Source organism: Actinoplanes subglobosus (assembly GCF_042650585.1).
Lineage (GTDB): Bacteria > Actinomycetota > Actinomycetes > Mycobacteriales > Micromonosporaceae > Actinoplanes > Actinoplanes subglobosus.
Map to the genome: position 1 here is coordinate 92,544 of NZ_JBHSBL010000012.1, position 26,402 is coordinate 118,945.

The 26,402-nt window shown below is 71.0% G+C and carries 24 protein-coding genes; 4 read left to right on the forward strand and 20 right to left on the reverse strand.

The genetic code is table 11. The features are described from left to right. Positions 1-2 precede the first annotated feature (2 nt). The gene (gene guaB / locus ACFO0C_RS11405; RefSeq protein ID WP_378066564.1) at positions 3-1,490 is read right to left on the reverse strand and encodes an IMP dehydrogenase; all 1,488 of its coding nucleotides are present in this window, start codon (positions 1,488-1,490) and stop codon (positions 3-5) included. A gap of 120 nt (positions 1,491-1,610) precedes the next feature. Between guaB and ACFO0C_RS11410 the strand changes: the two genes are divergently transcribed. Continuing rightward, positions 1,611-2,012: a DUF5319 domain-containing protein gene (locus ACFO0C_RS11410; RefSeq protein ID WP_093618919.1), complete on the forward strand. Its 402-nt coding sequence runs from the start codon at positions 1,611-1,613 to the stop codon at positions 2,010-2,012. A 252-nt stretch (positions 2,013-2,264) separates the two neighbouring features. On the opposite strand, the gene ACFO0C_RS11415 is transcribed toward ACFO0C_RS11410, so the two are convergent. Further along, positions 2,265-3,113 carry a response regulator transcription factor gene (locus ACFO0C_RS11415; protein WP_378066565.1) on the reverse strand — a complete coding sequence of 283 codons (849 nt, stop codon included), beginning with the start codon at positions 3,111-3,113 and terminating at the stop codon, positions 2,265-2,267. A 231-nt stretch (positions 3,114-3,344) separates the two neighbouring features. Here ACFO0C_RS11415 and ACFO0C_RS11420 point away from each other — a divergent pair, with 231 nt between their 5' ends. After that, positions 3,345-3,731 (forward strand): WhiB family transcriptional regulator, encoded by a 387-nt coding sequence (locus ACFO0C_RS11420; protein WP_317788622.1) that lies wholly within the window; start codon positions 3,345-3,347, stop codon positions 3,729-3,731. A 159-nt stretch (positions 3,732-3,890) separates the two neighbouring features. On the opposite strand, the gene ACFO0C_RS11425 is transcribed toward ACFO0C_RS11420, so the two are convergent. The 12 genes from ACFO0C_RS11425 to ACFO0C_RS11480 form a co-directional block, all read right to left on the reverse strand. Next, positions 3,891-5,417 carry a molybdopterin-dependent oxidoreductase gene (locus ACFO0C_RS11425; protein ID WP_378066566.1) on the reverse strand — a complete coding sequence of 509 codons (1,527 nt, stop codon included), beginning with the start codon at positions 5,415-5,417 and terminating at the stop codon, positions 3,891-3,893. A gap of 144 nt (positions 5,418-5,561) precedes the next feature. Continuing rightward, a complete protein-coding gene (locus tag ACFO0C_RS11430; RefSeq protein WP_378066567.1) occupies positions 5,562-7,079 on the reverse strand; it encodes a M16 family metallopeptidase in 1,518 nt (505 codons plus the stop codon). Continuing rightward, on the reverse strand, positions 7,076-8,017 hold the full coding sequence (locus ACFO0C_RS11435) for a hypothetical protein (RefSeq protein WP_378066568.1): 942 nt from the start codon (positions 8,015-8,017) through the stop codon (positions 7,076-7,078). Before ACFO0C_RS11435 ends, ACFO0C_RS11430 begins: the two co-directional genes overlap by 4 nt. Before the next feature lie 21 nt (positions 8,018-8,038). Next, the gene (locus tag ACFO0C_RS11440) at positions 8,039-9,685 is read right to left on the reverse strand and encodes an insulinase family protein (protein ID WP_378066569.1); all 1,647 of its coding nucleotides are present in this window, start codon (positions 9,683-9,685) and stop codon (positions 8,039-8,041) included. Continuing rightward, on the reverse strand, positions 9,682-10,626 hold the full coding sequence (locus ACFO0C_RS11445; protein WP_378066570.1) for a hypothetical protein: 945 nt from the start codon (positions 10,624-10,626) through the stop codon (positions 9,682-9,684). Before ACFO0C_RS11445 ends, ACFO0C_RS11440 begins: the two co-directional genes overlap by 4 nt. 35 nt (positions 10,627-10,661) lie before the next feature. After that, entirely contained in the window at positions 10,662-11,630 is a 969-nt protein-coding gene (locus ACFO0C_RS11450; RefSeq protein ID WP_378066571.1) for a hypothetical protein, read from the reverse strand. Positions 11,631-11,655: 25 nt separating this feature from the next. After that, positions 11,656-12,834, reverse strand: coding sequence for an ROK family protein (locus tag ACFO0C_RS11455; RefSeq protein WP_378066572.1), 1,179 nt, complete (start codon positions 12,832-12,834; stop codon positions 11,656-11,658). Positions 12,835-12,879: 45 nt separating this feature from the next. Continuing rightward, entirely contained in the window at positions 12,880-14,136 is a 1,257-nt protein-coding gene (locus ACFO0C_RS11460; protein ID WP_378066573.1) for a sugar ABC transporter permease, read from the reverse strand. After that, positions 14,133-14,936 carry an ATP-binding cassette domain-containing protein gene (locus tag ACFO0C_RS11465; protein WP_378066574.1) on the reverse strand — a complete coding sequence of 268 codons (804 nt, stop codon included), beginning with the start codon at positions 14,934-14,936 and terminating at the stop codon, positions 14,133-14,135. The genes ACFO0C_RS11460 and ACFO0C_RS11465 overlap by 4 nt, the downstream gene beginning before the upstream one ends. Positions 14,937-15,052: 116 nt before the next feature. Next, the gene (locus ACFO0C_RS11470) at positions 15,053-16,159 is read right to left on the reverse strand and encodes a sugar ABC transporter substrate-binding protein (protein WP_378066575.1); all 1,107 of its coding nucleotides are present in this window, start codon (positions 16,157-16,159) and stop codon (positions 15,053-15,055) included. A 327-nt stretch (positions 16,160-16,486) separates the two neighbouring features. Further along, on the reverse strand, positions 16,487-16,978 hold the full coding sequence (gene ybaK, locus ACFO0C_RS11475) for a Cys-tRNA(Pro) deacylase (RefSeq protein WP_378066576.1): 492 nt from the start codon (positions 16,976-16,978) through the stop codon (positions 16,487-16,489). A 9-nt stretch (positions 16,979-16,987) separates the two neighbouring features. Continuing rightward, positions 16,988-18,175 (reverse strand): class I SAM-dependent methyltransferase, encoded by a 1,188-nt coding sequence (locus ACFO0C_RS11480; protein ID WP_378066577.1) that lies wholly within the window; start codon positions 18,173-18,175, stop codon positions 16,988-16,990. 216 nt (positions 18,176-18,391) lie between these two features. Between ACFO0C_RS11480 and groES the strand changes: the two genes are divergently transcribed. Both groES and groL read left to right on the forward strand, forming a co-directional pair. After that, positions 18,392-18,706 (forward strand): co-chaperone GroES, encoded by a 315-nt coding sequence (groES, locus tag ACFO0C_RS11485; RefSeq protein WP_014440794.1) that lies wholly within the window; start codon positions 18,392-18,394, stop codon positions 18,704-18,706. Between the two features lie 72 nt (positions 18,707-18,778). Further along, positions 18,779-20,434, forward strand: a complete 1,656-nt coding sequence (gene groL, locus ACFO0C_RS11490; RefSeq protein ID WP_378066578.1) for a chaperonin GroEL — start codon at positions 18,779-18,781, stop codon at positions 20,432-20,434. 9 nt (positions 20,435-20,443) lie between these two features. Here the strand turns inward: groL and ACFO0C_RS11495 are convergent, their stop codons facing one another. The 6 genes from ACFO0C_RS11495 to tsaB are packed head-to-tail and all read right to left on the reverse strand — an operon-like array spanning position 20,444 to position 26,397. Next, complete coding sequence (locus tag ACFO0C_RS11495; RefSeq protein ID WP_378066579.1) at positions 20,444-22,222, reverse strand: ABC transporter ATP-binding protein; 1,779 nt, start codon at positions 22,220-22,222, stop codon at positions 20,444-20,446. Continuing rightward, on the reverse strand, positions 22,219-23,937 hold the full coding sequence (locus ACFO0C_RS11500; protein ID WP_378066580.1) for an ABC transporter transmembrane domain-containing protein: 1,719 nt from the start codon (positions 23,935-23,937) through the stop codon (positions 22,219-22,221). Before ACFO0C_RS11500 ends, ACFO0C_RS11495 begins: the two co-directional genes overlap by 4 nt. Before the next feature lie 42 nt (positions 23,938-23,979). Next, complete coding sequence (locus ACFO0C_RS11505; RefSeq protein WP_378066581.1) at positions 23,980-24,234, reverse strand: hypothetical protein; 255 nt, start codon at positions 24,232-24,234, stop codon at positions 23,980-23,982. 9 nt (positions 24,235-24,243) lie between these two features. Then, a complete protein-coding gene (tsaD, locus tag ACFO0C_RS11510; RefSeq protein WP_378066582.1) occupies positions 24,244-25,296 on the reverse strand; it encodes a tRNA (adenosine(37)-N6)-threonylcarbamoyltransferase complex transferase subunit TsaD in 1,053 nt (350 codons plus the stop codon). Then, complete coding sequence (rimI, locus tag ACFO0C_RS11515; RefSeq protein WP_378066583.1) at positions 25,289-25,741, reverse strand: ribosomal protein S18-alanine N-acetyltransferase; 453 nt, start codon at positions 25,739-25,741, stop codon at positions 25,289-25,291. The genes tsaD and rimI overlap by 8 nt, the downstream gene beginning before the upstream one ends. Further along, on the reverse strand, positions 25,741-26,397 hold the full coding sequence (gene tsaB / locus ACFO0C_RS11520; protein ID WP_378066584.1) for a tRNA (adenosine(37)-N6)-threonylcarbamoyltransferase complex dimerization subunit type 1 TsaB: 657 nt from the start codon (positions 26,395-26,397) through the stop codon (positions 25,741-25,743). The genes rimI and tsaB overlap by 1 nt, the downstream gene beginning before the upstream one ends. Positions 26,398-26,402: the final 5 nt, after the last annotated feature.

Here is a 26,402-nt window from a genome sequence, read left to right on the forward strand (position 1 = left end):
GGTTACCGCGAGTGGTAGTTGGGGGCTTCGACGGTCATCTGGATGTCGTGCGGGTGGCTCTCCTTGAGGCCGGCCGCCGTGATCCGGATGAGCTGACCACGCTCCTGCAGGTCGGGGATCGTCTCGGCACCGGCGTAACCCATCGCCAGCCGGACGCCGCCGACCAGCTGGCCGACCACCCGGGAGAGCGGGCCGCGGTAGGGCACCTGACCCTCGACACCCTCGGGGACCAGCTTCTCCTCCGGCACGTCGTGCTGGAAGTAGCGGTCCTTCGAGTAGGACTTGGCCTGGCCGCGGGACTGCATGGCGCCGAGCGAGCCCATGCCGCGGTACGACTTGTACTGCTTCCCGTTCACGAAGATCAGCTCGCCGGGGCTCTCCTCCGAGCCGGCCAGCAGACCACCGAGCATCACCGCGTTGGCGCCGGCGACGAGGGCCTTGGCGATGTCGCCGCTGTACTGAATACCGCCGTCACCGATCACCGGGACGCCGGCCGGCCTGCACGCCCGGGCCGCCTCCATGATCGCCGTGATCTGCGGCACACCGACGCCCGCAACGATCCGGGTGGTGCAGATCGCGCCCGGCCCGACGCCGACCTTGACCGCGTCGGCACCGGCCTCGACCATCGCCTTGGCGCCCGCGTAGGTCGCCACGTTGCCGCCGACGATGTCGGTGACGGTGTCCTTCTTCAGGCGGGCGATCATGTCGAGCACCTGGCGCTGGTGACCGTGCGAGGTGTCCACGATGATCACGTCGACGCCGGCGTCGATCAGGCCACGGGCCCGCTTGTACGAGTCGTCACCGACCCCGACGGCCGCGGCCACGCGCAGGCGGCCGTGCTCGTCCTTCGTCGCGTTGGGGAACTGCTCCGACTTGGTGAAGTCCTTCACCGTGATCAGCCCGCGCAGGCGGCCCTGCTCGTCGACGAGCGGAAGCTTCTCCACCTTGTGAACACGCAGCAGGTCGAGCGCGTCCGTCTTGCTCACCCCGACCGGGGCGGTGATCAGCGGCGACTTGGTCATCACGTCGCGGACCTTGGTGTTCGGGTCGCTGACGAACCGCATGTCACGGTTGGTCACTATCCCGACCAGGTGGCTCTCGGCGTCGACCACCGGGACGCCGGAGATGCGGTATTTCGCGCAGAGCGCGTCGACCTGGCCGAGGGTGTCGTCCGGGTTGCAGGTGATCGGGTTGGTGATCATGCCGGACTCGGACCGCTTCACCAGGTCGACCTGGGCCGCCTGGTCCTCCGCGGAGAGATTGCGGTGCAGCACGCCGATGCCGCCCTCACGCGCCATGGCGATCGCCATGCGCGCCTCGGTCACCGTGTCCATGGCCGCGGAGAGCAGCGGGATCGTGAGCTCGACGTTGCGGGTCAGGCGCGTGACCGTGTTGACCCGGCTGGGCACCACGTCCGACTCGCCTGGCTGCAGCAGCACATCGTCGAACGTGAGGCCGAGAGGAACGGTACGAGCGCTGTCAGTTTCCACAGATCATTCCCTAGAGAAGAGGCGGAGTTCATCATCCTACCCATCCCGGACGGGCCACCCGGCTGGCGGACAGAACGTGCGGGCCAGCACACATGCTCGGGAGGTGAGTACGGTATGGGGGTGCAAGATGAGCCGATCGACCCGTTCAACGGCGACCCGACCGACCCGGCCGCCGGACTCGACGACCTCAACGAGGACGCCGAGTCCGAACCGCTGACCGAGGACGAGCGGCAGGATGTCCTGGAGGACCTCTCCGACCTGGAGATCTACCAGGCGCTGCTCAGTCCGACGGGCATCCGCGGCTTGGTGATCGAGTGCGAGGACTGCCACGAGCCGCACTACTTCGACTGGGATCTGCTGCGGGGCAATCTGCGGCACCTGCTGAGCAGCGGGCGCCCACGCGTCCACGAGCCGGCCTACGACCCCGACCCCGACCACTACGTCACCTGGGAGTACGCGCGGGGCTACGCCGACGGCGTACACGACACCCTGACCGAGGGCAGCGACGACGAGGCCCCGTAACCCCCACGGACCAGAGAACGGCCACGCTGCCCGATAGAACCCCAGAACGGCCACGCCGCCCCGTAGAAGCCCCGTAGTTTCCCAGTGCGCCCCTGGCCACGGAACGGCCAGCAAAACGCCGCCGGTGATGAGGCAGTCGGTTTGCCGACGCCCCGCGGGGTTTGCGGGGTGGCGGGAAATCGCCTGCCTCATCACCGGTTACAAGGCGTTTTGCACGCGGAGCGAAGCGGAGCCAGCAAGCCCAGCCTTATCTCATGCCACCAGCCCCGCTCGGAAGCCCGCGGCGACCGCATGGGCACGGTCCCGGGCGCCGAGCTTGCGGAAGAGCCGCCGGGCGTGGGTTTTGACGGTGTCCTCGGAGACGAAGAGCTCACGGCCGATCTCGGCGTTGCTCTTGCCGTCCGCCATCCCCCGCAGCACCTGAAGCTCACGCTCAGTAAGCGTGAGGCGCCGACCTGCGGGCTGTGCGTCGTTCATGCCGACGCCCGCCTCGTTGCCCGGCCAGGCCACCATCGGCCGGCCGGTGGCCGGGTCGATGGGTGCGTCGCCACGCTGGGCCGGGACCATCGGCGCGTTGGGCCCGAGCATGGCCGGTACCGAGGCCGCGTTGTGCACCCCGATGCCACCCTGCTGGTACTGGCCCCGGGCCGCCGGGGAGTTGGTGTTGCGCACCCCGCCGGCCACGGTGGCCGGCTGAGCGTTGGCACCGTTGATCGGCATGCCCTGCGGGCGCACCGGCAGTAGTAGTAGGAGCAGCGCCTTGGCGACGACGCTGACCAGGTCGTGTTCGACGCCGCGGATGACTCCCCGGGCACCGGCGGCCACGGCCGCTGCGGCGACCCGCGGGTCTTCCGCGCCGAAGAGCACCACCTGCGCCTGGGGGGCACGGGCGAGTACCCGCCGGGTGAACCCGACACTGTCGGGCCGGGTCACGGCGGTGTCGGCCAGGACCACTTCGGCGGGCCGTTCCGCCAGTCGGATCATGGCCTCGGTCTCGCTGACCGCTGTCCGGACGACGCCGGTCATGCCGAGCCGGGCCGCGGTGGACGCGACGGTCTGGGCCGCCAGCGGGGTTCGGACGCACACGAGGACGGTACGCACAGTGATCCTCCTTCTCTCTCAGAGGAGATCACGCGAGGGCCGCAGCATTACGCGCTTTAGATGGAAAAAACGGGAAAGAAAGGTATGACTTGCGTGCCCTTTGCCATACCGCTCGCGAAGACATCGACATGGTGCGTGTGAGCCCGGCGTTGCCTGGGTACACCCGCAAAAGGCCGGTTCCTGGCCCCTCACGACGAACGCTCCGCGGTGCCGCGCGGGAGGAGGGTGTTGATGTCGAACGTTCGCAGACTGCCCGGTCCCATCGCCGATCTCTGGGATTGGCAGAGACTGGGACTCTGCCGGGGCCGGGACAGCGCACAGTTCTTTCACCCCGACGGCGAGCGCGGGTCGTCCCGCAATCGCCGCGAGGCCAAAGCGAAGACGATGTGCGGTGCGTGCCCGGTCCGGGCGGAGTGCGCCGCGCATGCCCTCGCCGTTCGCGAGCCGTACGGTGTGTGGGGAGGTTTCAGCGAATCGGAGCGGCTGCGGCTGCTCGCGGTCGGCTGGGAGGATTTGGCGGACCGTCACGGACGGGTCGACCTGCTCCGGCTCGAGGCTCGCCTCGGCCGGCCCCACAAGACTGCGGTGCCCGCGCAACGGCAGGCGCCGGCTGCCTGACGCCGCCCGGCACGCGGCATCACCACACGGCTTCCGGCACGGTCCTCCATGGAGGACCGTGTCGAGTGGTTCAGCGGTTCTTCAACCGCATTGGTGGACATGCAAGCCACCGTATGAGCGACTTGCTTTCCCGAGTCGGACCGAAAGTGCGGCTTCCGGCTACCCGACGTCGAGGGTCACCTGGTGCAGGCCGGTGGCACCGTCCGGAGCCGGTGGGGCCTCCTGCGGGGTCTGTGTCACCCCATCGAGATCGGTCGCACGTACCCGAAGGGTGTGCCGCCCGGCGGAGGCTTCCCAGGTCAGGCTCCACTGCCTCCAGGTGTCCGCGGAGACCGCCGCGGCGAGTTCCGCGGTCTGCCACGGACCCTCGTCCACCTGCACCTCGACCTTGGCGATGCCCCGATGTGTCGCCCATGCGACTCCGGCGATCGTGATCGGGCCCGGCGCCTTCGTGCTCCCCTCGCGCGGGGTGTCGATTCGTGACTGGGTCTTCACCGGGGCCAGCGCCGACCACCCGCGTGGCACCCAGTAGGCGTCGAAGTCGGCGAACCGGGTCAGCTCGATCTCGGTGATCCACTTGCAGGCGGAGACATAGCCGTACAGTCCGGGAACGATCATCCGGGCCGGGAAGCCGTGGGCGACCGGCAGCGGCTCGCCGTTCATCCCGACCGCAAGCAGCGCGTCCCGGCCGTCACGCAGCACCGAGGTCGGTGCGCCGCAGGTCCAGCCGTCCACCGACCGCTGCACCACCTGATCGGCTTCGGGCAGCGGATCGGCCTCGTCGAGCAGCGCCTTGATCGGGGTGCCGAGCCAGAGAGCGTTGCCGATCAGGTCGCCGCCGACCTCGTTCGACACGCAGGCGATCGTCACGTACCGCTCGACCATCGGCCGCTTCAGCAGGTCCGCCCAGGTGATCGTGATCGGGTTGCGGACCATCCCGTGGATCCGCAGCTGCCATGCCTCCGGGTCCACCTGCGGCGTGACCAGGGCGGTGTCGATGCGATAGAAGAGCCGGTTGGGCGTCACATAGGGCGTCACACCGGGCACCTCCACCCCGGCCGGCAGCACCGGTGCGGGCTCGGCGGCGGCCGGCAGCGCGACCGACTCCCGGGCCGCGGTCACCGCGCGGCGCGAGGTGAGCATCCGCCCGGCGATCCCGGCGGCGGCCGCGGCAGCGGCGACGATCCCCAGGTCACGGAGGAAACGGCGACGGCTTTCCTCGACCTCGTACGGCCGACCGGCCCCGTCGTCGATTTCGGCCGCACCGGCCCGTCGCCGGAGATGACGGAGCACCAGCACCGCCACCGCCGCACCGACCGCCGACGGGATCACCGACGTGCCGCCGGCGCCCGGCCGGGTCGCCGCCGCCACTGCTCCGACCAACCCGAACAGCACCACCCCGGCGACCGCCAGTGCCCATCGCCATCGGGCCAGCACGCCCACCCCGAAGGAGTAGGCGGTGAGCAGGAGGACCGTACCGATGATCAGAGCGGTCTTGTCGTGCACCCCGAAGACGGCGATGCCGAGGTCCTTGACCGGCGCCGGCACATGATCGACCACCACACCACCGACCGCGACGATCGGCGCCGACCGGGCCCCGGTCACCAGAGCGGCCAGCTCGGCCAACCCGAGAGCAGCCGCGGCCGCCGCCACACCACCGAACCCGGACCTGATCGACACTCTCACCCGACCATCGTGCCCGGTCCCGGCCGCGGCGGACACGCCCGAGGACCTTACGAATTCCTGTCGGATCCGGCGCGACCACCGGGCGCGGACCGGCCCGGTCCCGGACCGCCGTCGGGTACCGACCGCGACCTGGTGGACCGTTCGTCAGTTGCGGCGGATCCGGCGCAGCGCCCGGGAGAGGACCGAACCCTGCGCGGCGGCCGGTTCCGGCTTCGACGGGCGCGGGATCGCCCCCGGTTCGCGGGCCGGCATCGGTACGCGGAGTTCGGGGCGCACCCGGGCGTCGAGGGCGGCGATCACCGCGGGGCCGCCCGGGAACAGGCTCGGCTCGACGCGGACCTGCACCGCGTCGTGGCCGACGAACACCCGGAGCCCGTCCGGCCAGGCGAGAACGACCGAGCACTCCTCGAACAGCACGGTGACCGCCGAGTTGCGGCCGGCCATGCTGAGTCCTCGCTCGCCGGCGATCAGGCGGAGGCCGGAGCCGTCGAGCGACTGGTAGGACATGCCGTCGACCATCGATTCGGACGCGGCCGGCGCCTCGGCGTAGCCGGCCCAGTCGGCCTCGGACCCACCGGGCGTCATCAGCAGGCCGTCGGCGCAGGCTTCGGCCGCGACCTGGGCGACCGCGTCGCGGGTGACCGAGTCCAACTCGGCCAGCACCTCGTCGAGGCTCTGCACCGGACGGCCGTCGAGGAGGTTGAACGCCTGACCGGGCAGCCGCCCACCGGCCGCGTCGGCGTGGATCAGCTCCTCCCGGCGCTGGTTGACCACTGTCGTCACGTCGGCCTCGTCGATCAGCCCGAGCCGGGCCGCGGCCAGCACATCGACGAAACCGCCGAGCACGGCGCCCTGCTTCTCGGGGAGCGAATCGGCGACCGCCATGATCATGGCCTGCTCGCCGGCGCGGGGCGCGTAGTCGGTCTGCACGCTGTAGGAGAGCCCGGCCTCCTGCCGCAGCGACCGGAACATCGTCCGTTTCAGCACGTCGGCGAAGACCGCGGCCGCCGCCGAGCGCCGCACGACGGCGTCCCACGCGACCACGTTCGAGCCGCCGGTGAAGTACGCCGGGCGTACCGGAAGAGTGGAGGAAGGCACCGGGATCGCCTGGCGCGTGCCGGACGGCAGGGTGAGACGGAGGCCGGCGGGCACGCCGGGCCCGGCGATCCAGAGGACCGCGTTGTCCCGGTTGAAGTAGCGGGCCACCCAGGCACGCAGGTCGTCGGGGGTGATCGCGCCGAGACCCCATTCCGGATAGCCGGTGACGCCGTAGTCACGAGCGCCGTGCCGCCATAGCGCCAGCCGTTCGCCGGGGCTCTCGCCGCGGGAGTTCTCCTCGGTGCGCAGGATCTCCTTCTCCACGGCGAGGCGGTTCATCGGCAGATCGCCGAGCCCGGCGCAGACCCCGTTGAGGAAGGCGACGATGTCCGCCTCGGCACCCTGCATGTGGAAGACGGTGTGCTCCACGCCGGTGGCACCGTTGTAGTGGTAGTCGGCGACACCGAGCTGGTGCAGCGCGAGATGCTCGATCAGGTGCGTGATGCCACGCCGGGCCAGCGGCTCGTCGACGAACCCGACCCGGAAGGCGAGTCCGGCGCTCATCTGCCCGGTGGTCGGCGCGATCAGCACCGGCACGCCGTCGATCTCCTGCCGGGTCGTCATACGGCTCCCTCGTACGCCCACGCCCGCGCCTGGCGGACCTGCACCTCGACGTCGTTGCCGACCTGGTTCCACGGGTACTCGGCGGCGAGGTTGCCGAGCCCGGCGAACGCCGTGGCCGCGGACCGCCGGTCGTCGAGCATCGTGAAGATCAGCGCGAACGCGTTGAGCGCCGACAGCCAGCCCGGGCCGTGGCGGAACTCCGGATGCCAGATCGACCGGTGCGCCGCCTCGTAGATCTCGGCACGGATCGCGTCGTTCGCGAGGTAACGGAACACGTCGGTGTCGTCGTCGCCGAAGATGTGCTCGATGTGCGCGTTGACGACGAGCACCGCGTGCGGCGAGCCGGGCGGCGCGGCCAGCATCGACTCGCGGGCGAAACCGTGGACCAGTTCCCAGGTGCCGTCCCACTTCGGGCAGGCGCTCTGCAGGAACTGCAGCTGCGCGGGCAGGTGGCCCGGGTCGGCGGCCAGGGCCCGGTCGAGCCGGCGGCGGGCCTCGGCCAGCCCGAGCTGCAGGCCGCGGGCGGTGAGCAGGCGCGCGGTCCAGATCGCCGGATCCTTCGGGTGGCGGGCCGCCGCGTCGATCAGCACCATCTCGGCCCGGCGCAGCCAATCGTGGAACTGCCGGAACTGCTGCGCGCTCACGTGCTCGGCGTAGTACCCCGACCGGATCTCCCAGCCGACGTGGATCAGGTGGTGGCCCAGCAGTGCGGCGGCGGACGCGTCGGTGACGTCGGCGGCGAGCACGGGACGCAGGAGGTCCTCCAGCCCCACCTCACCGGAGCAGGCGAGCAACGCGTCGCTGCGGGCCATCGGGTCCAGCTGGTCGAGCAGCCCCCGGCAGGCCGGCCAGTCCCGGCGCCGGAGGGCCGCACGGAGCCCGGCGATCTCCGGGTACGCGGCGGCCCGGTCGAGCACCACGTCGCTGGATCCGATCATGGCGCGCACTATAGAGGCACTTCACCCGCGGCGGCTGCCCAGTTCCCGAGCGGCGGTCCAGCCGTGCCGGCCGAGCAGGGCCCCGAAGATCACCGAACCGGCGAGTGCGAGGAGGTCCTCGGCCTGTCGATTGCCGGTGCCCGGACCGAGCAGCAACTGCCCGAGGATCCAGAGAGCACCACCGAGAAAGAACAGCGCGAGTACGCCGCACACGACCACGATCGTGTAGAGGCGCCCGGCGCCGTCCCGCGGTGCGGGCTCCGGCTGGGGGATCCGGTCGCGGTCCCGGGCCGGCATCTCGATCCGCAGCCGCTCCGGGATCCGGGCGTCCACCTCGCGTACCACCCGGTCGGCGCCCCGGTAGAGGGTCGGCTCGACCCGGACCGTGACAGCGTCCGTGCCGATCAGGTGCCGGCCCCCGTCCGGCCAGGCCAGCAGGGCCGCGCACGAGTCCCAGCGGACCGCGGCGACCACTCCCCGCCCGGTCACGCCGACGCCCTCGTCGCCGCTGATCAGGCTCAGGGCGCGGTCCCGCCGGCCACGGTGGACGCGGCCGGGCGGCACGGTCTCCGACATCGCCGGGGCCGCGGTGTATCCGGCCCACTCGGCGGAACTGCCGGCCGGTGTCATGAGCAGTCCGGCGTCGTACGCCTCCGTCGCCACCCGCGCCACATCGACGGCGGTGACCGCCCGCACCTCGGTGAGGGCCTCCTCCAGGGTCTGCACCTCGCGCCCGGCGAGCAGGTTGAACGCCTGACCGGGCAGGCGGGCGCCCCGCGACTCGGACTCGCGCAGCCCCTCGCACGTGAGCTTCACCACGGCGGCCACCTCGTCCGGGTCGATCCGGCCGGCCCGCATGGCGGCCAGCACGTCGACCAGGCCGCCGAGGGCCGCCTCCGGCTCGTCCGGCAACGTCTCGGCGACCGTCAGGATCCGCGCGGTGCCGTCGGAACGGGGAACGTACTCGGTACGGGTCTCGGTGGTGAGGTCACGCAGGTCACGGCGCACATGGCGCTCCAGGACGTTGGCGAAGACGGCGGCACCCGGCCCACGGGCGACGACCGTGTCCCAGCCGACACCGCCGGCGAACCAGGCCGGCGTGACCGGCAGTGTCGTGGCCGCGGACGGCGGAGGCTGCCGCTCCCCGGTGGGCAGATCCAGCCGCAGGCCCTCGGTGACCTCCTCGCCGGCCACCCAGAGCGCCGCGTTGTCCCTGGTGAAGTAGCGGGCGATCCAGTCACGGACGTGCTCGGCGGTGAGACCGGCCAGCGCCCACTCGGGATAGCTGACGACACCGAAGCCGCGGGCGCCGTGCCGCCACATGGGCAGCGGGTCCCGCTCCGGCTGAGCGCCCTGGACCAGGTCGCGCACCTCGGCCAGCCGGTCGAGTGGCGGGTCGCGCAGCGCGTCGCAGACACCGGTGAGGAACTCGGTGATCTCGGCTGGCGAACCCTGCACGTGGAAGTAGGTGTGCTCCGGCCCGGTCGTCCAGCTCGTCCGGCCGCTGCCGCCGAGCCCGTCGGTCACCAGGTGCTCGACCAGGCGGGTGATGCCGCGCCGGGCCAGTGGCTCGTCGGCCGTGCCGACCCGGAAGACCAGGCCGGCATGGGCGGGGCCGGTCACCGGCGCGAGCACCGCCGGGATGCCGTCGACCTCCGCGCGCCTCATGTGCCGCCTCCCGCCGCCCGTTTCCGATACTTCACCATCACCGACGCCGGATCGCCCAGGTAGTCCCAGGGGCGGACGGAGCCGAGATCGCCGAGCGCGGTGAACAGCGAGTCAGCCGCCGGACGGTCGTCGAGCAGGGCGAACGCCATCGCGAAGGTGCTCGTCACCCGTACCCAGCCGTGGGTGTGCCGGAAGTCGTCGTGCCACACCGAGCGACGGGCCGCACGGTGCAGTTCGGCCCGGACCGGTTCGGCGGCGAGATAGCGCCGGCCCGCACCCGGCCGCCGGGTGTGCTCCTCCAGCCAGTGCTCCAGGTGCGCCTCGGCGACCAGCACCGGCCCGAACGAGCCGGGCGCCGCTGAGTCAGCGGTCTCCCGGGCGAACGCGTGCGCCCGCTCCCAGTCACCGCCGGACTTCGGGCACAGCTGCTGGAGGAACTGCCACTGGCCGGGCAGGTGGTGCGGATCGATCTCGGCGAGCCGGCTGTACCGCCGGTGCGCCTCGGACAGGCCGAGCCGCAGGCCACGGGCGGTGATCAGCCGGGCGGTCCAGATCGCCGGGTCCCGGGGGCTGCGGGCCGCGGCGTCGACGAGCAGCCGCTCGGCCGTCACGAGCCCATCGGCGAAGGCCACCAGCCGCTCCGGGCTGACCTGCTCGGTCCGGGCGCTGGTGCGGATCCGCCAGGCATCGCCGATCAGGTGCTGGCCGAGCAGCGCCGCGGCCGCGCCGTCGCCGGGATCACCGTCCAGCACGCCGCGCAGGAACGTCTCCAGGCCCGGCTCGGCGAAAGCGATCATGGTGAGCTCGGTGCGTTCCACCGGATCGGCGGCGTCGAGGACCTCACGGCAGGCCGGCCAGTCCCCGGAGTCCAGCGCGGCCCGCAGACCGGTGATCCTCGGGTAGGCGGCCGCCGGGTCCAGGACCGGTTGACGCGTGAGCATGGCGGGCAGCATAGATCTTCGGCCCGGAAGCCCATTCACGACGGTGGAGTTTTACCGTCCGATCTGGACTCGGGCACGAAGAGGGTGCGCAGTTTGTGCTGCCAGATGAAGGCGGTCGGATACGGTGCGTAGCCGTTCCACGGATATTCACTGCCGAGGTCGCCGAGCATCCGGAACATCGACTTCGCCGACCGCGAGTCCCCACCCATGCTGAACACGGCCGCGAACGTGCTCAGCACCCGCACCCAGCCCTGACTCCGGCGGAAGTCGGGATGCCACACCGACCGGGTCGCCGCCTCCCTGATCGTCGCCTGCACCGCGGGCGCCGACAGGTGAAAACGCGGGCTGCCCCGGTCGCTGCTGGTCGCCGTCTCGAAGTGCGCCTCGGCCACCAGCATGTGGTTGTGCGCCCCGGGTGGCGCCGTACCGGCGGTCTCGCCGACGAAGTCCCACACCGCCGGCCACGAGCCGCCCCACTTCGGGCAGAGCTGCTGCAGCATCTGGATCTGGCCGGGCAGGTGCTGGGGGTCGATCCGCGCCAGCTCGTCGTAGCGGCGGCGGGCCTCGGCGTGCCCGAGCTCCAGACCGCGGGCGACGGTGAGCCTGATCACCCACAGCGCGGGATCGTCCGGTTTGCGGGCGGCCGCCGCGTACAGCACCTGCTCGGCCTGGCGCAGTTTCTCGTGGAAGTCCTCGAACTGGCGGCGGCTGACGTGCCGGGCCCGGCCCGAACCACGGATCCGCCAACCGGCATTGACCAGAAACGCGCCGAGCATCGCCCCGGCGGCGCTGTCGTCGGCGTCCTCGTCGGTCACCCGGCGCAGCAGCGGCTCGATGCCGCGGGCCTCCGCGGCGAATCGGATCAATTCCGTACGCTCGACCGGCTCGGCCGCCTCCAGCAGCATCCGGCAGGCCGTCCAGTCACCGGCACGCAGACTGGTCCGTAGCGTCGCCAGTTTCGGGTAGGCGACGGCCGGATCGAGTTTCGGCAGGCTGATGAGCATGGCGGCAGCCTAGGGCCCTCCGGGATCAGGGGACGAGCGGGTCGTCGAGAAGGTGCTCGAAGGCCAGTTCAGCCGCGCCGATCAGGGCCGCGTCCGGGCCCAGCTCGGGGGTCCGCAGCCGGACGTGCTCACGGCAGGCCGGCAACCCGACCGCGTTGAGCCTGCTCCGGATCTGCGCCGCGGCACCCAGGTAGACGTCCCGCAGCGTGCCCCCGAAGATCACGACCTCCGGGTTGAAGATGTTCACCAGGTTGCCGACGCCGAACCCGACCCAGTCGCCGACCTGCCGCAACGCGTGCTGCGCCGAACTGTCCCCGCGCATCGCGGCGTCCACCACGGCCAGCACCGCCTCCCGGCCGCTGCGGTCCTCCCGCCCGGCCAGGCGCAGCAGCGCGTGCTCGCCGATCTCGGTCTCCCAGCAGCCCCGGGAGCCACAGCTGCACGTCCGGCCGTACGGGTTGACGACCATGTGGCCGACCTCGCCGCCGTAGCCGCCGTGCCCGTGCACCCGCCGTCCGCCGGCCACGATCCCGGCACCGACACCGACGTCGCCGTACAGGTAGATGACGTTGTCCGAGCCGACCGCGGCACCGCGGGAATGCTCGGCGAGCGCGCACACGTCGGCGTGGTTGCCGACACTGAGCGGGCCGAACTCCTCCAGCTCGGACCGCAGCGCCTCACCGATCGGCTCGTCGACCCAGCCGATGGTCGGTGCGAGGCGGATCATGCCGTCCTCCAGGCGCACCATGCCGGCCACGGCGACGGCGCTGCCCACGCACCGGCCGTCGGCGGGGACACCGGAGCGCATGGTGCGGACGTAACGGGCCAGCGGGCGGACCGCTTCGCCGGCACTCATGCCGCGGGGGCGCTCCGTCTCGTACTGCTCCAGGATGCGGCCGCCCAGACCGACCCGGGCCGCGCGCAGACGGTCGACCTCGATGCTGAGGGCATAGGCGTACACCCGCCCGGACTCGGGCCGGACGACCAGTGACGGTCGTCCGGCCCGGCCGGTCTCGCGTGGCGCCGCCTCGCTGACCAGGCCCGCGCCGATCAGGTCGGCGGTGAGAGCACCGATCGTGCTGCGGTTGAGGCCGAGGCGGGTGGTGAGCTCAGCCCGGGACGTCGCCCCGTGCATGTGCACGTAACGCAGCAACGTCCCGAGGTTGTGCTTGCGTACCTCTTCCTGACTCGGGCCGGCCCGCATCAGCGCCCCGTCCCCTGCCCCGTCGTCTCGTCCATCAGGCCCTGGTTACCGGTTACCGGTCGCTGCCGCGCGGCGCCGGGCCAGCGCATCGACGCCGGCCGCGATGAGCAGGATCACACCGGTGAAGATGTAACGCGTACCGGAGGAGAAGTCCATCAGGAACATGCCGTTGTCGATGACCGCGATCACCGCGCCACCGATCACCGCGTGGATGACCTTGCCCTTGCCGCCGAAGAGGCTGGTACCACCGATGACCGCGGCACCGACCGAGTAGAGCAGCGTGCTGCTGCCACCGGTGTTCGGGTCGACCGACCCGGCCCGGCTGACCAGCATGATGCCGCCGATCGCGGCCATGAACGAGCCGATCACGAAGACCGAGATGCGGATCCGGTCGACCGGGATACCGGCCCGGCGGGCGGCCTCGGCGTTGCCGCCGACGGCGTAGACGTGCCGGCCGTACGAGGTGCGGCCCAGCACGAACGTCCACAGCACCAGGAAGCCGCCGATCACCGGCGCGGCGATCGGAACGCCCTTCAGCGAGGCGACGGCCGGGTTGATCGCGCGCTCCTGGGTGAGGATCGCGGTGGTGATCAGGAGCAGCGCCGCGATGCCGCCGATGCGGAGCAGGATGATCCCGATCGGCTCGGTGACCAGGCCACGGGCGGCCCGGCCCCGATAGCGCATGAACTGGATGAGCGCGAAGACGGCGACCGCGCCGATGGCCAGGGCCCAGCTCCAGACGACCGGGAGGCTGTCCTTGTTGAGCGACTTGATGAAGCCGTCCGGGATGGAGATGTTCTTGCCCTCACCGAGCAGGTTCAGCAGGACGCCCTGGAAGGCCAGGAAGGCGGCGAGCGTGACCACGAAGGAGGGGATACCGACCTTGGCGACGAGGAAGCCGAGCACCAGGCCGATCAGCATGCCGGTGACCAGGGCTCCGGTGAGCGCGAGCGGCTCGCCGTACCCCTTCTCGGTCAGCATGATCGCCATCACCGCGCCGCAGACGCCGGCCGCGTAACCGGCGGAGAGGTCGATCTCGCCCAGCAGCAGGACGAAGATCAGGCCCATCGCGATCATGGTGAGGCCGGCGGCCTGGTTGAAGAGGTTCGCGAAGTTGCCGGCGCTGAAGAAGGTCTCCGGCCGGGCGGTGCCGAAGATCAGGGTGAGGATGACCAGGCCCAGCACGGCGGGCATGGCGCCGAGGTCACCGCCGCGGATCCGGCCCAGGTAGTCGCGGAGGTGGCTGGCGACGGTGGGCTTGACGACTTTGACGCCGCCGGCTGTCTCGAGGGTCGTGGTCACTTCGAAACTCCCGGCGTGATGTCTGCGAAGTCGGTGGGGTTCTCCGGCGGGAGGCCCAGGTTGCCGCTGCGCCCACCAGTGATCAACTCGACGATCTGGGCGTGGGTGACGTCGCTGGCCTTCACCTGTGCGGCCATCCGGCCGAGGTAGAGGGCGGCGATCCGGTCGGAGACCGCGAAGACGTCGTTCATGTTGTGCGAGATGAGCACCACACCGAGGCCGTTGTCGGCCAGGCGGCGGACCAGCTCGAGCACCTGTGCGGTCTGTGCCACGCCGAGGGCCGCGGTCGGCTCGTCGAGGATGACGACCTTGCTGTTCCAGAGCACCGCCTTGGCGATCGCCACGGTCTGCCGCTGACCGCCGGAGAGGCTGGCGACGAGCTGGCGGAGGGACTTGACAGTGCGGACCGAGAGGCTGGCCAGGGTCTCGCCGGCCATCTGCTCCATGGTCGGCTCGTCGAGGACGATGCCGCGCTTCTTCTCCCGGCCGAGGAACATGTTCTGGACGATGTCCAGGTTGTCGCAGAGCGCGAGGTCCTGGTAGACGACCTCGATGCCGAGCTCGGAAGCGTCCCGGGGGCTGTGGACGGAGACCTGCTTGCCGTCGAAGGTCACCGTGCCCGCGTCGATCGTGTAGATACCGCTGATGCACTTGACCAGCGTCGACTTACCGGCGCCGTTGTCACCGACCAGTGCGGTGACCTCGCCCGGGTAGACGCTCAGGCCGACGTTGTGCAGCACCTGGACAGGACCGAAACTCTTGTCGATCCCGCTCAGTTCCAGTAGGGGTGTCGCGGCCACGGATGTTTCTCCTTCGTTCGGTGACCGACCGGTTCCGGCCGCGGAACCGACTCCGGCGCCGCCCACGGGTGAACGCGGGCGGCGCCGTCGCCGGATTCAGCGGGAGGTGCTGAGGATCAGCTGATGCCCGCGTCGGTGCAGGCCTTCGTGAAGGCGGCGGTGCAGAGCGCTTCCTTGGTGACGAAGCCGTCGTCGACGACCGTCTTGACGTTCGCCTTGGTGATCGCCTCCGGCTTGAGCAGCACGGACTTGACGGTGGCCTTCGACTCCGGGTCGGTCACGGTGTTGGTGGCCGTGCTCGGGGTCTCGCCCTTGGCCAGTGCGACGGCCAGCGCGGCGGCCGCGTCGGCCTCCTTCTTGATCGCCTTGTAGACGGTCATGCACTGGTCGCCGGCGAGGATGTTCTGCAGACCCTGGACCGTGGCGTCCTGGCCGGTCACCGGGACGGTGCCGTTGAGCTTGTTCTTCTTCAGGACCTCGATGGCCGCGTTGCCGAGGCCGTCGTTCGCGGCGAGCACGCCGGCGATCTTGTTGTCCTTGGTGAGCTGCTGCTCGAAGATCGTGCCGCCCTTGGCGTTGTCCCAGTCCGGAACCGCGTCGTCCGGGCCCTTGGTGTACTCGCCCGAGTCGAACTTCGGCTTGAGGATCGAGTCGTAGCCCTCCTTGAACAGGGTGGCGTTGTTGTCGGTGGGCGAGCCGTTGAGGTAGGAGACGACCGGCTTGGTCACCTTCTTCTCGGTGAGGCAGTCCACCAGGCCCTGGCCCTGGAGCTTGCCGACCTCGACGTTGTCGAAGGACACGTAGTAGTCGGCGCCACCGCTGAGGGTCAGGCGGTCGTAGTCGATCGTGTAGATGCCGGCCTTCTTGGCGTTCTCCAGCACGTTCTTGCCGGTGCCGGAGTCCAGGTTGACGATCATCAGGACCTTGACGCCGCTCTGGATCATGCCGTCGGCAATGGTCTGGAACGAGGCCTTGTCGCCCTGGGCGTTCTTGATCTCGGCCTGGACGCCCGCGGCGGCGAACGCCTCGGTCAGGTACTTCAGGTCCGCCGTCTCCCAGCGGGCCGAGCTCTTGGTGTCGGGCAGGATCACGCCGACCTTGCCGACCGAGGAGCCCGATCCGGTACCGGTGCCGGTGCCGGAGTCGCTCTCGGTGCCGCAGGCGGACAGGCTTCCCGCGGCCAGCAGGCCAGCCGCGGCAAGGGCGAACATTCCCTTACGCATCCCTTATGTCCTTTCCGGGGGGAAATCCGGGCCTTTTTCGGATTTATCAGGACAGCAACGACTGGGAGAACCATTGCTGAGCCGTGACGCCGATGGTTCAGGAACCGGTTTGTTGTGCCCGGCAACGTATTCCCATGGTGGCCGAGAACACAAGCGGCAACGATGGTCTATCTCGTAACGAGGGATAACAATCCGGCAACATGAACGTTCGCCCAGGCCACGGCGGCGTTACCGAAATTCGCCGCAGGATCTGCATAAGGTCACGCTAAGTAGTTTCCACCCAAGAAGTGGGCGGAAACCCGAAGAACGGACTTTTATCAGGCCGTACTAGGATCCCGCGCCGCGAATGGGAGCGACGATCGCACTGGTCAGCCGAATCAGATCGGCCGGGGCGAGAGAGACCTGCAGACCCCGGCGTCCCGCCGAGACATACATCAGGTCGAGCCCGGACGCCGTGTCGTCGATCACCGTGGGGAGTCGCTTGCGCTGACCCAGCGGGCTGATCCCGCCGCGCACATAGCCACTGCTGCGCTCCGCGGCGGCCCGGTCGGCCAGGGCCGCACGTTTGCCACCGGCCGCCGCGGCCAGCGCTTTCAGGTCGAGGTCACCGGTCACCGGCACGACACCGACCACGAGCGCGCCGTCGACCTCGGCCACGAGGGTCTTGAACAGCCGCTCCGGTGCCACGCCGAGAGCCCGCGCCACGAGCGCCCCGTAGTTGGGCGCGTCCGGCGACACCTCGTACGGATGCAGGGAGTGCGCCACCCGCTCCGTCGTCAGCAGGACGGTGGCCGGCGTGCCTGCCGCTTTCTTGGCCATCCGGGCAACCTACATCGCGGCCGTGGTCAGCAGTGCGACCGGTGCCCCCGCCACCCGGGTCAGGACCAGCCCGGCCGTGTTCGGCCCGGACAGCCGGAGGTCCTTGCGCAACTGGTCGGGCACCAGCGCCGAGCCGCGCTTGCGGATCTCCAGCACCCCGACGCCACGCTCGCGCAGCAGCACACGCAGACGCTTCAGGGAGAACGGCAGCACCTCGGTCACTTCGAGTCGCCGGGCGAACGGGGTGTCCACCGGCTCGTCGGTGTAGACGTAGGCGATCTCCGGGTCGGCCAGCCAGCCGCCGACCGACGCCGCGAACTCCGCCACCAGGTGTGACCGGACCACCGCCGGGTCGGGGTCGTAGATCCACGCGCCGACCGGGCCGACCCGGCCGGTTTCGGTGCCGGAGCCAACCAATTCCGCGACCGACGTGCCGAGGACCGTGGCCCGCCGCGGCGCCCCGGCGAGCGGGCCGCACCAGAAGGCGGCCTCGACCAGGTCACCGCCGACACTGGTCCACTCCCCCTCGGCGCCCGGCGGCAGCAGCCCGTGGTCGATGCCGGGCGCGAGTTTCAGCACCGTGCGCGGGGTCCGGGCGGGCAGCCCGGCGATGAAGTCCCACGGCGGCGAGTAGGACTTCGGGTCGAAGACACGGCCGCGGCCGGCCTGGCGCCGGGCCGGGTCGGCGAAGACCGCGTCGTAGCGCTCGACCGGCACCGACGTGGCGTCGGCGCACGTCACGGTGATCCGGTCGGCGAGCCCGGCGGCCTCGGCGTTCGCGGCCGCCATCGCCGCCGTGACGGGGTCGGCGTCCACGGCGTACACCCGGATGCCGTGCCGGGCCGCGGCGAGCGCGTCGGAACCCAGCCCGCAGCCCAGGTCGGCGAGGGTCTCGACGCCGGCCGCGGCGAGCCGGGCGGCCCTGCGGCCGGCGACGACGGCACGTGTCGCCTGCTCCAGGCCGGCCCGGGTGAAGAACATCCCGGCGGCGTCCGGGCCGAACTTGCCTGCGGCGCGCTCACGCAAACTAGCCTGGGTCAAGGCGGCCGCGGAGAGCTCCGCGCCGAAGCCCCGGGCCCGCAGGGCCGAGGCCGCGGCGAGCGGCTCACCGCCGGTCACCTCAGCCGCCGCGGCCAGGGCTTTCAACCCCTCAGGGGTACGCAACAGTTGCAACAACTCGGGGCTCACGAGAGGCATTCTCCCTGGCGTGACAGGTTGGCACTCTGGTTGACGGAGTGCTAGTTCCGACATAGTCTCGGCGTTAGCACTCTCACCATGAGGGTGCCAGCCGCCCGGCCCGTCCGTGGCGGTTAGGCACCAGGCGGACCGGCACCCGCGACGACGGCCCCGCCCGGTGGCATGAGGCATTGACCGGCCTGGTTCAAGGCCGGCGAAACCTGTACCCAGGAGGGTATGCCCGTGACTACCGCGACCAAGGTTGCGATCAAGCCGCTCGAGGACCGCATCGTGGTCCAGGCGAACGAGGCTGAGACCACGACCGCTTCCGGCATCGTGATCCCCGACACCGCCAAGGAGAAGCCCCAGGAGGGCACCGTCCTCGCCGTCGGCCCCGGCCGGATCGACGACAAGGGCAACCGCGTACCGCTCGACGTCAAGGTCGGCGACGTCGTTCTCTACTCGAAGTACGGCGGCACCGAGGTCAAGTACGCCGGCGAGGAGTACCTGGTGCTCTCCGCCCGTGACGTCCTCGCGGTCATCGAGAAGTAAGACCTAACTGATTGCGCTTGCGCCCTGTTCCGATAGCTCGGGGCAGGGCGCTGGTGCGTGAAGGGACCATTCATGGCGAAGATTCTCAGCTTCTCAGACAGCGCCCGGCACCTCCTGGAGCACGGCGTCAACACCCTCGCCGACACGGTCAAGGTCACCCTCGGTCCGCGCGGTCGTAACGTCGTCCTGGACAAGAAGTTCGGCGCGCCCACGATCACCAACGACGGCGTCACCATCGCCAAGGAGATCGAGCTCACCGACCCGTACGAGAACCTTGGCGCCCAGCTCGTCAAGGAGGTGGCGACCAAGACCAACGACGTCGCCGGTGACGGGACCACCACGGCGACCGTGCTCGCGCAGGCGCTGGTCCGCGAGGGCCTGCGCAACGTGACCGCCGGTGCCAACCCGATCGGCCTCAAGCGCGGCATGGACCAGGCCTCCGAGGCCGTGTCCAAGGCGCTGCTCGGCAAGGCCGTCGAGGTCGCCGACCACAAGGCGATCGCCAACGTGGCCACCATCTCGGCCCAGGACGCGAATATCGGTGAGCTGATCGCCGACGCGATGGACCGGGTCGGCCGCGACGGCGTCATCACGGTCGAGGAGGGCTCGGCGCTGCAGACCGAGCTCGAGGTGACCGAGGGTCTCCAGTTCGACAAGGGCTTCATCTCGCCGAACTTCGTGACCGACGCCGAGGCGCAGGAGGCGGTGCTGGAGGACGCGCACATCCTCCTCACCACGCAGAAGATCTCCAGCATCGAGGAGCTGCTCCCGCTGCTGGAGAAGGTGCTGCAGACCAGCAAGCCGCTGCTGATCGTCGCGGAGGACGTCGAGGGCCAGGCCCTGTCCACCCTGGTGGTCAACTCGCTGCGCAAGACCATCAAGGTCGTCGCGGTGAAGGCGCCCGGTTTCGGTGACCGTCGCAAGGCGATCCTCCAGGACCTGGCGATCGCGACCGGTGGCGAGCTGATCGCCCCCGAGCTCGGTTACAAGCTCGACCAGGTCGGCCTCGAGTCGCTGGGCAGCGCCCGGCGGATCGTCGTCGACAAGGAGAACACCACCATCGTCGACGGTGGCGGCAACTCGTCCGACGTCTCCGACCGGGTCTCCCAGATCCGCAAGGAGATCGAGGCGTCCGACTCCGACTGGGACCGCGAGAAGCTCTCGGAGCGGCTGGCCAAGCTCTCCGGCGGCGTCGCGGTGATCAAGGTCGGTGCCGCGACCGAGGTCGAGATGAAAGAGCGCAAGCACCGCATCGAGGACGCCATCGCGGCGACCAAGGCGGCCGTCGAGGAGGGCACCGTCCCCGGCGGCGGCGCCGCTCTCGCCCAGGTCGCCAAGGAGCTCGAGGGCAACCTCGGCCTCACCGGCGAGGAGGCGCTCGGCGTCGGCATCGTCCGCAAGGCGCTCGTCGAGCCGCTGCGCTGGATCGCGCAGAACGCCGGTCACGACGGTTACGTCGTGGTGGGCAAGGTCAACGAGCTGGGCTGGGGCCACGGCCTCAACGCCGCCACCGACGAGTACGTCGACCTGGCCGCGGCCGGCATCATCGACCCGGTGAAGGTGACCCGTAACGCGGTCTCCAACGCCGTCTCGATCGCCGGGCTCCTGCTGACCACCGAGAGTCTCGTGGTGGAGAAGCCGGCCGAGGCCGCTCCGGCCGCCGCCGGTGGCCACGGCCACAGCCACGGCGGTCACGGGCACGGTCACCAGCACGGTCCGGGCTTCTGACCGGTCAGATCACGGGAAAGGCGCGCCCGAGGGCGCGCCTTTCTCATTGGCGCTGCCCTGCCAGGAGTTCCACAACGCGGCGTACGCCCCACCCGCTGCCACCAGCTCGTCGTGCGATCCGAGCTCGATGATCCGCCCGTCGGCCATCACCGCCACCCGGTCGGCGTCATGCGCCGCGAAGAGCCGGTGCGCGATCGCCACCACGGTCCGCCCGCTCACCACCGCAGCGAGCGACCGTTCCAGGTCCCGTGCGGCACGCGGGTCGAGCATCGCGGTGGCCTCGTCGAGCACCAGCGTGTGCGGGTCGGCGATCACGAGGCGGGCCAGCGCCACCTGTTGCGCCTGGGCCGGCGACAGCGGGAGCCCACCTGAGCCGACCACCGTGTCCAGGCCGTCCGGCAGCTCGTCGACCCAGGTGAGTGCCTGTACGGCGGTGAGCGCGGCCCGGATCTCGCCCTCCTGAGCGGCGGGCCGGACCATCGCCACGTTGTCGCGCAGGGTGCCGATGAACACGTGGTGCTCCTGGGTGACCAGGGCGACCTCGGCACGCAACCGGCCGGGTGGCAGCGCCGACAGCGGCACCCCGCCGACCGTGATGGACCCCGAGGTCGGCTGGTGCACGCCGGCGAGCAGCCGCCCGAGGGTGGACTTGCCCGCACCGGAGACGCCGACGACGGCGAGGCGTTCGCCGGGTTCGAGGACCAGGTCGACGCCGTGCAGCACCTCGCGGCCGGGCTCGTAGGCGAACCGCACGTCACGGACCTCGATCCGGGTGCCGTCCGGTTCGCGGGGGTCGGCGATCTCCGGGGTGGGTCCGGCCGTGACGCCGAGCAGCCGGGCCAGGGCGGCCCCGCCGACCTCCAGCTCGTCGAGCCAGCCGACCAGGCGGTCCAGTGGGTCGACCAGCTGCTGCACGTAGATCACGGCGGCGGTGAGGGCGCCCAGGCTCACCACGTCGTGCAGGTAGAGCCAGCCTCCGGCGAGCAGGGTGAGCACCATCGGGACCACGTAGCTGATCTCGATCACCGGCCACCACACGGTCCGCAGGCGCAGCGTGTACCGCTCGGCGCGCCAGGAGCGCCGCAGGTCCACGTCGGTACGGTCGACCCGCTGCCGCTGGCGGCCCAGCGCCTCGACGGTCCGGGCGCTCTCCACCGTCTCGGTCAGTCCCTCGGTCACGTCCGAGTAGGCGGCGTTCTGCCGCAGGTAGCCGGGTGGCGCGTGCCGCAGGTACCACCGGGTCCCCACCACCATGATCGGCACCCCGATCAGCAGCGGCACCGCGAAGATCGGGCTGACCAGCAGTAACGCCCCGACCACGAGTCCCAGGGTGATCAAGGCGATGAGGGTTTCCGGCACGGCGAAGCGGACGCATTTGGACAGTGCGTCCACGTCCCGGGTGGTACGGGTCAGCAGGTCCCCGGATCCGGCGGCCTCCACGGTGGACAGCGGCAGGGCGAGCACCCGTCCGACGAACTCCTCACGCAGCCGGGCCAGCACCCGCTCCCCCAGGCGGGCCGACGCCAGGTGCGCGAACCGGATCAGCACCGTCTGCGCCAGCACGAACCCGCCGATCGCCAACGCCAGCAGGTTGAGCTCGGACATCGGGACCCGGTCGTGGACACCCTGCACCAGTTCGCCGAGGAGGCGCGGGCCGGCCAGCCCGGCCAGGGCGGCGGCGACGTGCAGGGAGATCGTGGCGCGGAAGAGCGCCGGGTACCGGTGGATCAGGTCGCGGGCGTACCGGCGGGCCTGCGCGGCGCTCGCGACCGGGAGCAGACGGCTCACGTCCGGTCCTCGGCGTCGGCCTTCTCCTCGGCCGCCCCGTTGCCCCGTCTGACCAGCCGGGCGTAGCCGGGTTCGGTGCCGAGCAGGTCGGCGTGCCGGCCGGCCGCCTTCACCCGGCCGTCCTCGACGAAACAGACGTGGTCGGCGCGGCTCAGCAGAAGCGGGCTGTTCGTGCAGACCACCGTGGTCCGGCCGGCACGTGCCGCGCCCAGACGCTCGGCGATCCTGGACTCGGTCCACGCGTCCACCGCGTTCGTCGGTTCCACCAGCACCAGCACCTCCGGGTCGGCGATCAGGGCACGTGCCAGGCGCAGCCGCTGCTGCTGGCCGCCGGAGAAACAGCGGCCACGATCGGTCACCAGCGAGTCCGGGCCGTCCGGCAGCGCGTCGACGGTCTCGGTGGCCTCGGCCGCGGCCAGGGCCGGATCCAGAGCGCCGGTGCCGTACGGGTCGAGGTCCGCCCGCAGCCGACCGGAGAAGAGCCGGGCCTCGTTGTCGGCGACCAGGATCCGTGCGCGCACCTCGGACAGGGCCGCGTCGGCGAGCGGGACATCACCCAGCGTGGCGCCGTCGGTGTAGCGGCCCAGCCGATCGGCGATCCGGGCCGCGTCGGCGGGGCTCGTGGCGGCTATCGCGGTGAGGCGGCCGGGTGTCACCCGTACCCCCGAAATGGGATCTGCCAGCTCACCGGCCGGAAGCGGAACCGGATCCGGCGGATCCTGCAGGTCGCTGCGCTCACGCAGCATCGTCACCACCCGGCGGCCGGAGACGTGCCCGCGGGTCATCTTGTCGATCGCCTCGGTGAGCTGGCGCAACGGCGCGACCAGGAAGGCGGCGTAGGCATAGAACGCCACCAGCTGCCCCACGGTGATCTCGCCGGCCGCCGCGAACCGCGCACCCAGCCAGGTCACCAGCACCAGGAACAGGCCCGGCAGCAGCACCTGCGCGGCCTCCAGCAGCGACTCGATCCGTGCGGTGTGCACGCCGGCCGCGCCCAGCGACCGCGACTCGGCCCGATAGTGGGCCGCCATGGTCGCCTCACCGCCCACACCACGCAGCACCCGCAGGCCACCGACCAGATCCGCCGCCTGCCCGGTGAGCCGGCCCTGCCGATCCCGGTAGGTCCGCTGACGGCGGTGCAACGGCGGGATCAGAAACCCGACCACGGACATCAGCAGCGGTACGCCCAGCAGCACCACCAGCCCCAGCGGCACCGACGTGTGCAACAGGACCACGGTGACGGTGATCACGGCCAGCAGCGAACCGATCCCGCGTGACGTGATGTCGACGGCGCTGCCGATGTGCGTGATGTCCGAGGTGCCGATCGCCACCACCTCGCCGGCGTCGAGCCGTCGCGGCAGGGTCGAACCGAGCCGGTTCGCCTGGCGGACCACCACCTGCACCGTCCGGAAGGCCGCGGAGAGCCAGTTCGTGACCGCGAACCGGTGCCGGGCGATGCCGGTGAACGCCTGCACCAGGCCGACGCCGAGCAGCAGTCCCGCCCAGGCGACCAGAGCGGCCGCATCCCGGGCCACGGCGGCGTCGACGGCCCGGCCGACGACCGCCGGCACCAGCGCCTGGCATCCCATCCAGGTGATCGCCAGCAGTGCCGCGGCGGCGACCGTCACACGGGAACGCCGGATCAGCCAGAGCAGATATCGGGTGGCGGATCGGAAGTCGGGGACACCGGGATCGGTCACAGGCAGTCTTCGCATCAGGCCCCGACGGTAAGGCCGGGGTGCACCGACTGCGACCGGTCAGCGATCGACGGGGGTGAAATCCCAGACGTGCGGAGCGCGTGCCACCAGGTTTTCCGGCGGCGTACGCAGGTTCTCCGGGGTGTTGCGCCATTTGGTGATGACGACGATGCGTTGATCGGTGGACGAATAGACGTCACTCGACACATGTTGTGGCAGTACCTCCAGGGCAGGCACCGCCGTGTCGCAGACCCAGGCCAGCAGCTCGTTGAAGCCACTGCGCGAGGCCCGCACCTCCCACATCCGCGCGATCATGAAGGCTTCCTACCCCGGGACACTGACCTCGGTCAAACCCATGGACGAGTCGGCCGGAAGATCGAGACGGCTCGGCGCCACCCCGGCTGCCACGAGATGCGAGCCGAGCGCCGCGACCATCGCACCGTTGTCGGTGCACAGACCCGGCCGGGGTACGCGCACCGCGATCCCGTGTTTCGCCGCACGCTCCTCGGCCATCACCCGCAGCCGCGAATTGGCCGCCACACCGCCACCGATGACCAGGGTCCCGACCCCGTTGGTCAGGCAGGCGTCGATCGCCTTCGCGGTCAGCACGTCACAGACCGCCTCCTGGAAGCTCGCCGACACGTCGGCCACCGGCACCGGCTCGCCGGCTCGTTCCCGTGCCTCCACCCAGCGGGCCACCGCCGTCTTCAGCCCCGAGAAAGAGAAGTCGAAACGGTGCGCCACCAGGTCTTTCGCCGCCGTCAGACCGCGCGGGAAGGTGATCGACGCACGGTCGCCGTCGCGAGCCGTCCGGTCGATGACCGGCCCACCCGGGAAGCCGAGCCCGAGCAGCCGGGCCACCTTGTCGAACGCCTCACCGGCCGCGTCGTCGATGGTCGCGCCGAGCGGGGTGACGCCCGCGGTCAGATCGTCGACGAGCAGCAGCGACGAGTGGCCGCCGGAGACCAGCATCGCCACCGCCGGCTCGGGCAGCGGCCCGTGCTCCAGGGTGTCCACCGCCACGTGCGCGGCCAGGTGGTTCACCCCGTAGATCGGTTTCTCGGCGGCCAGCGCATAGCCTTTCGCGGCGGCCACACCGACCAGCAGTGCGCCGGCCAGGCCGGGCCCGCTGGTCACCGCGATCGCGTCGACGTCGGCCAGGGTCACCCCGGCCTCGTCCAGCGCCCGCTGCATGGTCGGGACCAGCGCCTCCAGGTGCGCGCGGCTGGCCACCTCGGGCACCACCCCACCGAACCGGGCATGCTGGTCCACACTGGAGGCCAGCGCGTCGGCGAGCAGGGTGTGGCCGCGCACGATGCCGACACCGGTCTCGTCGCAGGAGGTCTCGATCCCGAGGACCAGGGGTTCGTCACGCATCGCGCATCATCACCAGGGCGTCCGTGTTGCTGGGTTGGTAGTAGCCGCGCCGGATCCCGACCGGCTCGAAGTCGTAACTCGCGTAGAGCCGCTGCGCCGGGGCGTTGTCGACGGCCACCTCCAGCAGCGTCTTCCGCGCGCCGAGGCGGGCCGCCTCGGCGAGCAGCGCCTCCAGCAACTGCCGGCCCAGACCGTGCCGCTGGAAGTCCCGCCGGACCGCGATGTTTTGCACCCACGACTCGTGCTCGTCCACGACGGACAGTCCGGCATAGCCGACGACGCTGTCCCCGTCGAGCGCCGCCAGGTAGAACTGGCCGGTCGCCAACTCGTTCCAGAACATCGCTGCGGACCATTTCTCCGGCCCGAAGAGGTCCTCCTCGATCGGGAGCACCTCCTCGATGTGCCACCAGCGGAACCGCTCGACGCGCGCGGTGTGGTCGCCCATCAGGTCAGCACCGGCTTACGCGCCGACGGCTCGACCGCGTCCGGCCGGCGCAGATAGAGCGGGGTCAGGATCTCGCTCGGCGCGGCCCCACGGATGCGATCGGCGGCGAGAGCGACCAGTGCGGCACCCGGCGGATAGAGCAGATGCTCCTCCACCGGTACGCCGAACACGTCCCCGTATTTCAGCGCACCCTCACCGGCCGCCCGCTCCACGTCGACGGTCACGTCCGCCGGCTTCGCCACATCCGGCCCGGTCACCCGCTCACCGTCCCGATACGTCGCGAAATACACCTCGCGCCGCCGCGCATCGGTCGCGATCAGCACCCGCCCCGGCCCCGCGGCCCGCCCCAGCCCGTCGAGCGAGCACACGCCGTAGGTCGGAATCCCCAGCGCCTGACCCATGCTCGCGGCGGTGGCCAGACCGACCCGCAGCCCGGTGAACGGCCCCGGCCCGAGCCCGGCCACTATCGCGGTGAGATCACGTGGCCGCAGCCCGGCATCGGCCAGCACGGCCGCGATCTCCGGGGCCAGTCGCTCCCCGTGCGCACGGGGGTCGACGGTGCGGCGCTCGGCCACGCCGGACAGCCCGTCCGGGGTCACCTCGACGAGCGCCGCCGTCGACGCGGGGGTTGCGGTGTCCAGAGCCAGTACCAGCACAGCGA

Excerpts from the sequence above, each read along its gene's own strand:
- ACFO0C_RS11430 (WP_378066567.1), bottom strand. The coding sequence starts at position 7,079 with ATGACGACCCGGCAGGAGATCGACGGCGTGCCGGTGCTGATCGCGCCG.
- ACFO0C_RS11420 (WP_317788622.1), top strand. The coding sequence starts at position 3,345 with ATGTCGAACGTTCGCAGACTGCCCGGTCCCATCGCCGATCTCTGGGAT.
- ACFO0C_RS11450 (WP_378066571.1), bottom strand. The coding sequence starts at position 11,630 with ATGCTCATCAGCCTGCCGAAACTCGATCCGGCCGTCGCCTACCCGAAA.
- ACFO0C_RS11470 (WP_378066575.1), bottom strand. The coding sequence starts at position 16,159 with ATGCGTAAGGGAATGTTCGCCCTTGCCGCGGCTGGCCTGCTGGCCGCG.
- rimI (WP_378066583.1), bottom strand. The coding sequence starts at position 25,741 with ATGGGCGACCACACCGCGCGCGTCGAGCGGTTCCGCTGGTGGCACATC.
- ACFO0C_RS11480 (WP_378066577.1), bottom strand. The coding sequence starts at position 18,175 with ATGCCTCTCGTGAGCCCCGAGTTGTTGCAACTGTTGCGTACCCCTGAG.
- ACFO0C_RS11435 (WP_378066568.1), bottom strand. The coding sequence starts at position 8,017 with ATGATCGGATCCAGCGACGTGGTGCTCGACCGGGCCGCCGCGTACCCG.
- ACFO0C_RS11455 (WP_378066572.1), bottom strand. The coding sequence starts at position 12,834 with ATGCGGGCCGGCCCGAGTCAGGAAGAGGTACGCAAGCACAACCTCGGG.
- ACFO0C_RS11440 (WP_378066569.1), bottom strand. The coding sequence starts at position 9,685 with ATGAGGCGCGCGGAGGTCGACGGCATCCCGGCGGTGCTCGCGCCGGTG.
- ybaK (WP_378066576.1), bottom strand. The coding sequence starts at position 16,978 with ATGGCCAAGAAAGCGGCAGGCACGCCGGCCACCGTCCTGCTGACGACG.
- groL (WP_378066578.1), top strand. The coding sequence starts at position 18,779 with ATGGCGAAGATTCTCAGCTTCTCAGACAGCGCCCGGCACCTCCTGGAG.
- ACFO0C_RS11445 (WP_378066570.1), bottom strand. The coding sequence starts at position 10,626 with ATGCTCACGCGTCAACCGGTCCTGGACCCGGCGGCCGCCTACCCGAGG.
- ACFO0C_RS11500 (WP_378066580.1), bottom strand. The coding sequence starts at position 23,937 with ATGCGAAGACTGCCTGTGACCGATCCCGGTGTCCCCGACTTCCGATCC.
- tsaD (WP_378066582.1), bottom strand. The coding sequence starts at position 25,296 with ATGCGTGACGAACCCCTGGTCCTCGGGATCGAGACCTCCTGCGACGAG.
- groES (WP_014440794.1), top strand. The coding sequence starts at position 18,392 with ATGCCCGTGACTACCGCGACCAAGGTTGCGATCAAGCCGCTCGAGGAC.
- ACFO0C_RS11505 (WP_378066581.1), bottom strand. The coding sequence starts at position 24,234 with ATGATCGCGCGGATGTGGGAGGTGCGGGCCTCGCGCAGTGGCTTCAAC.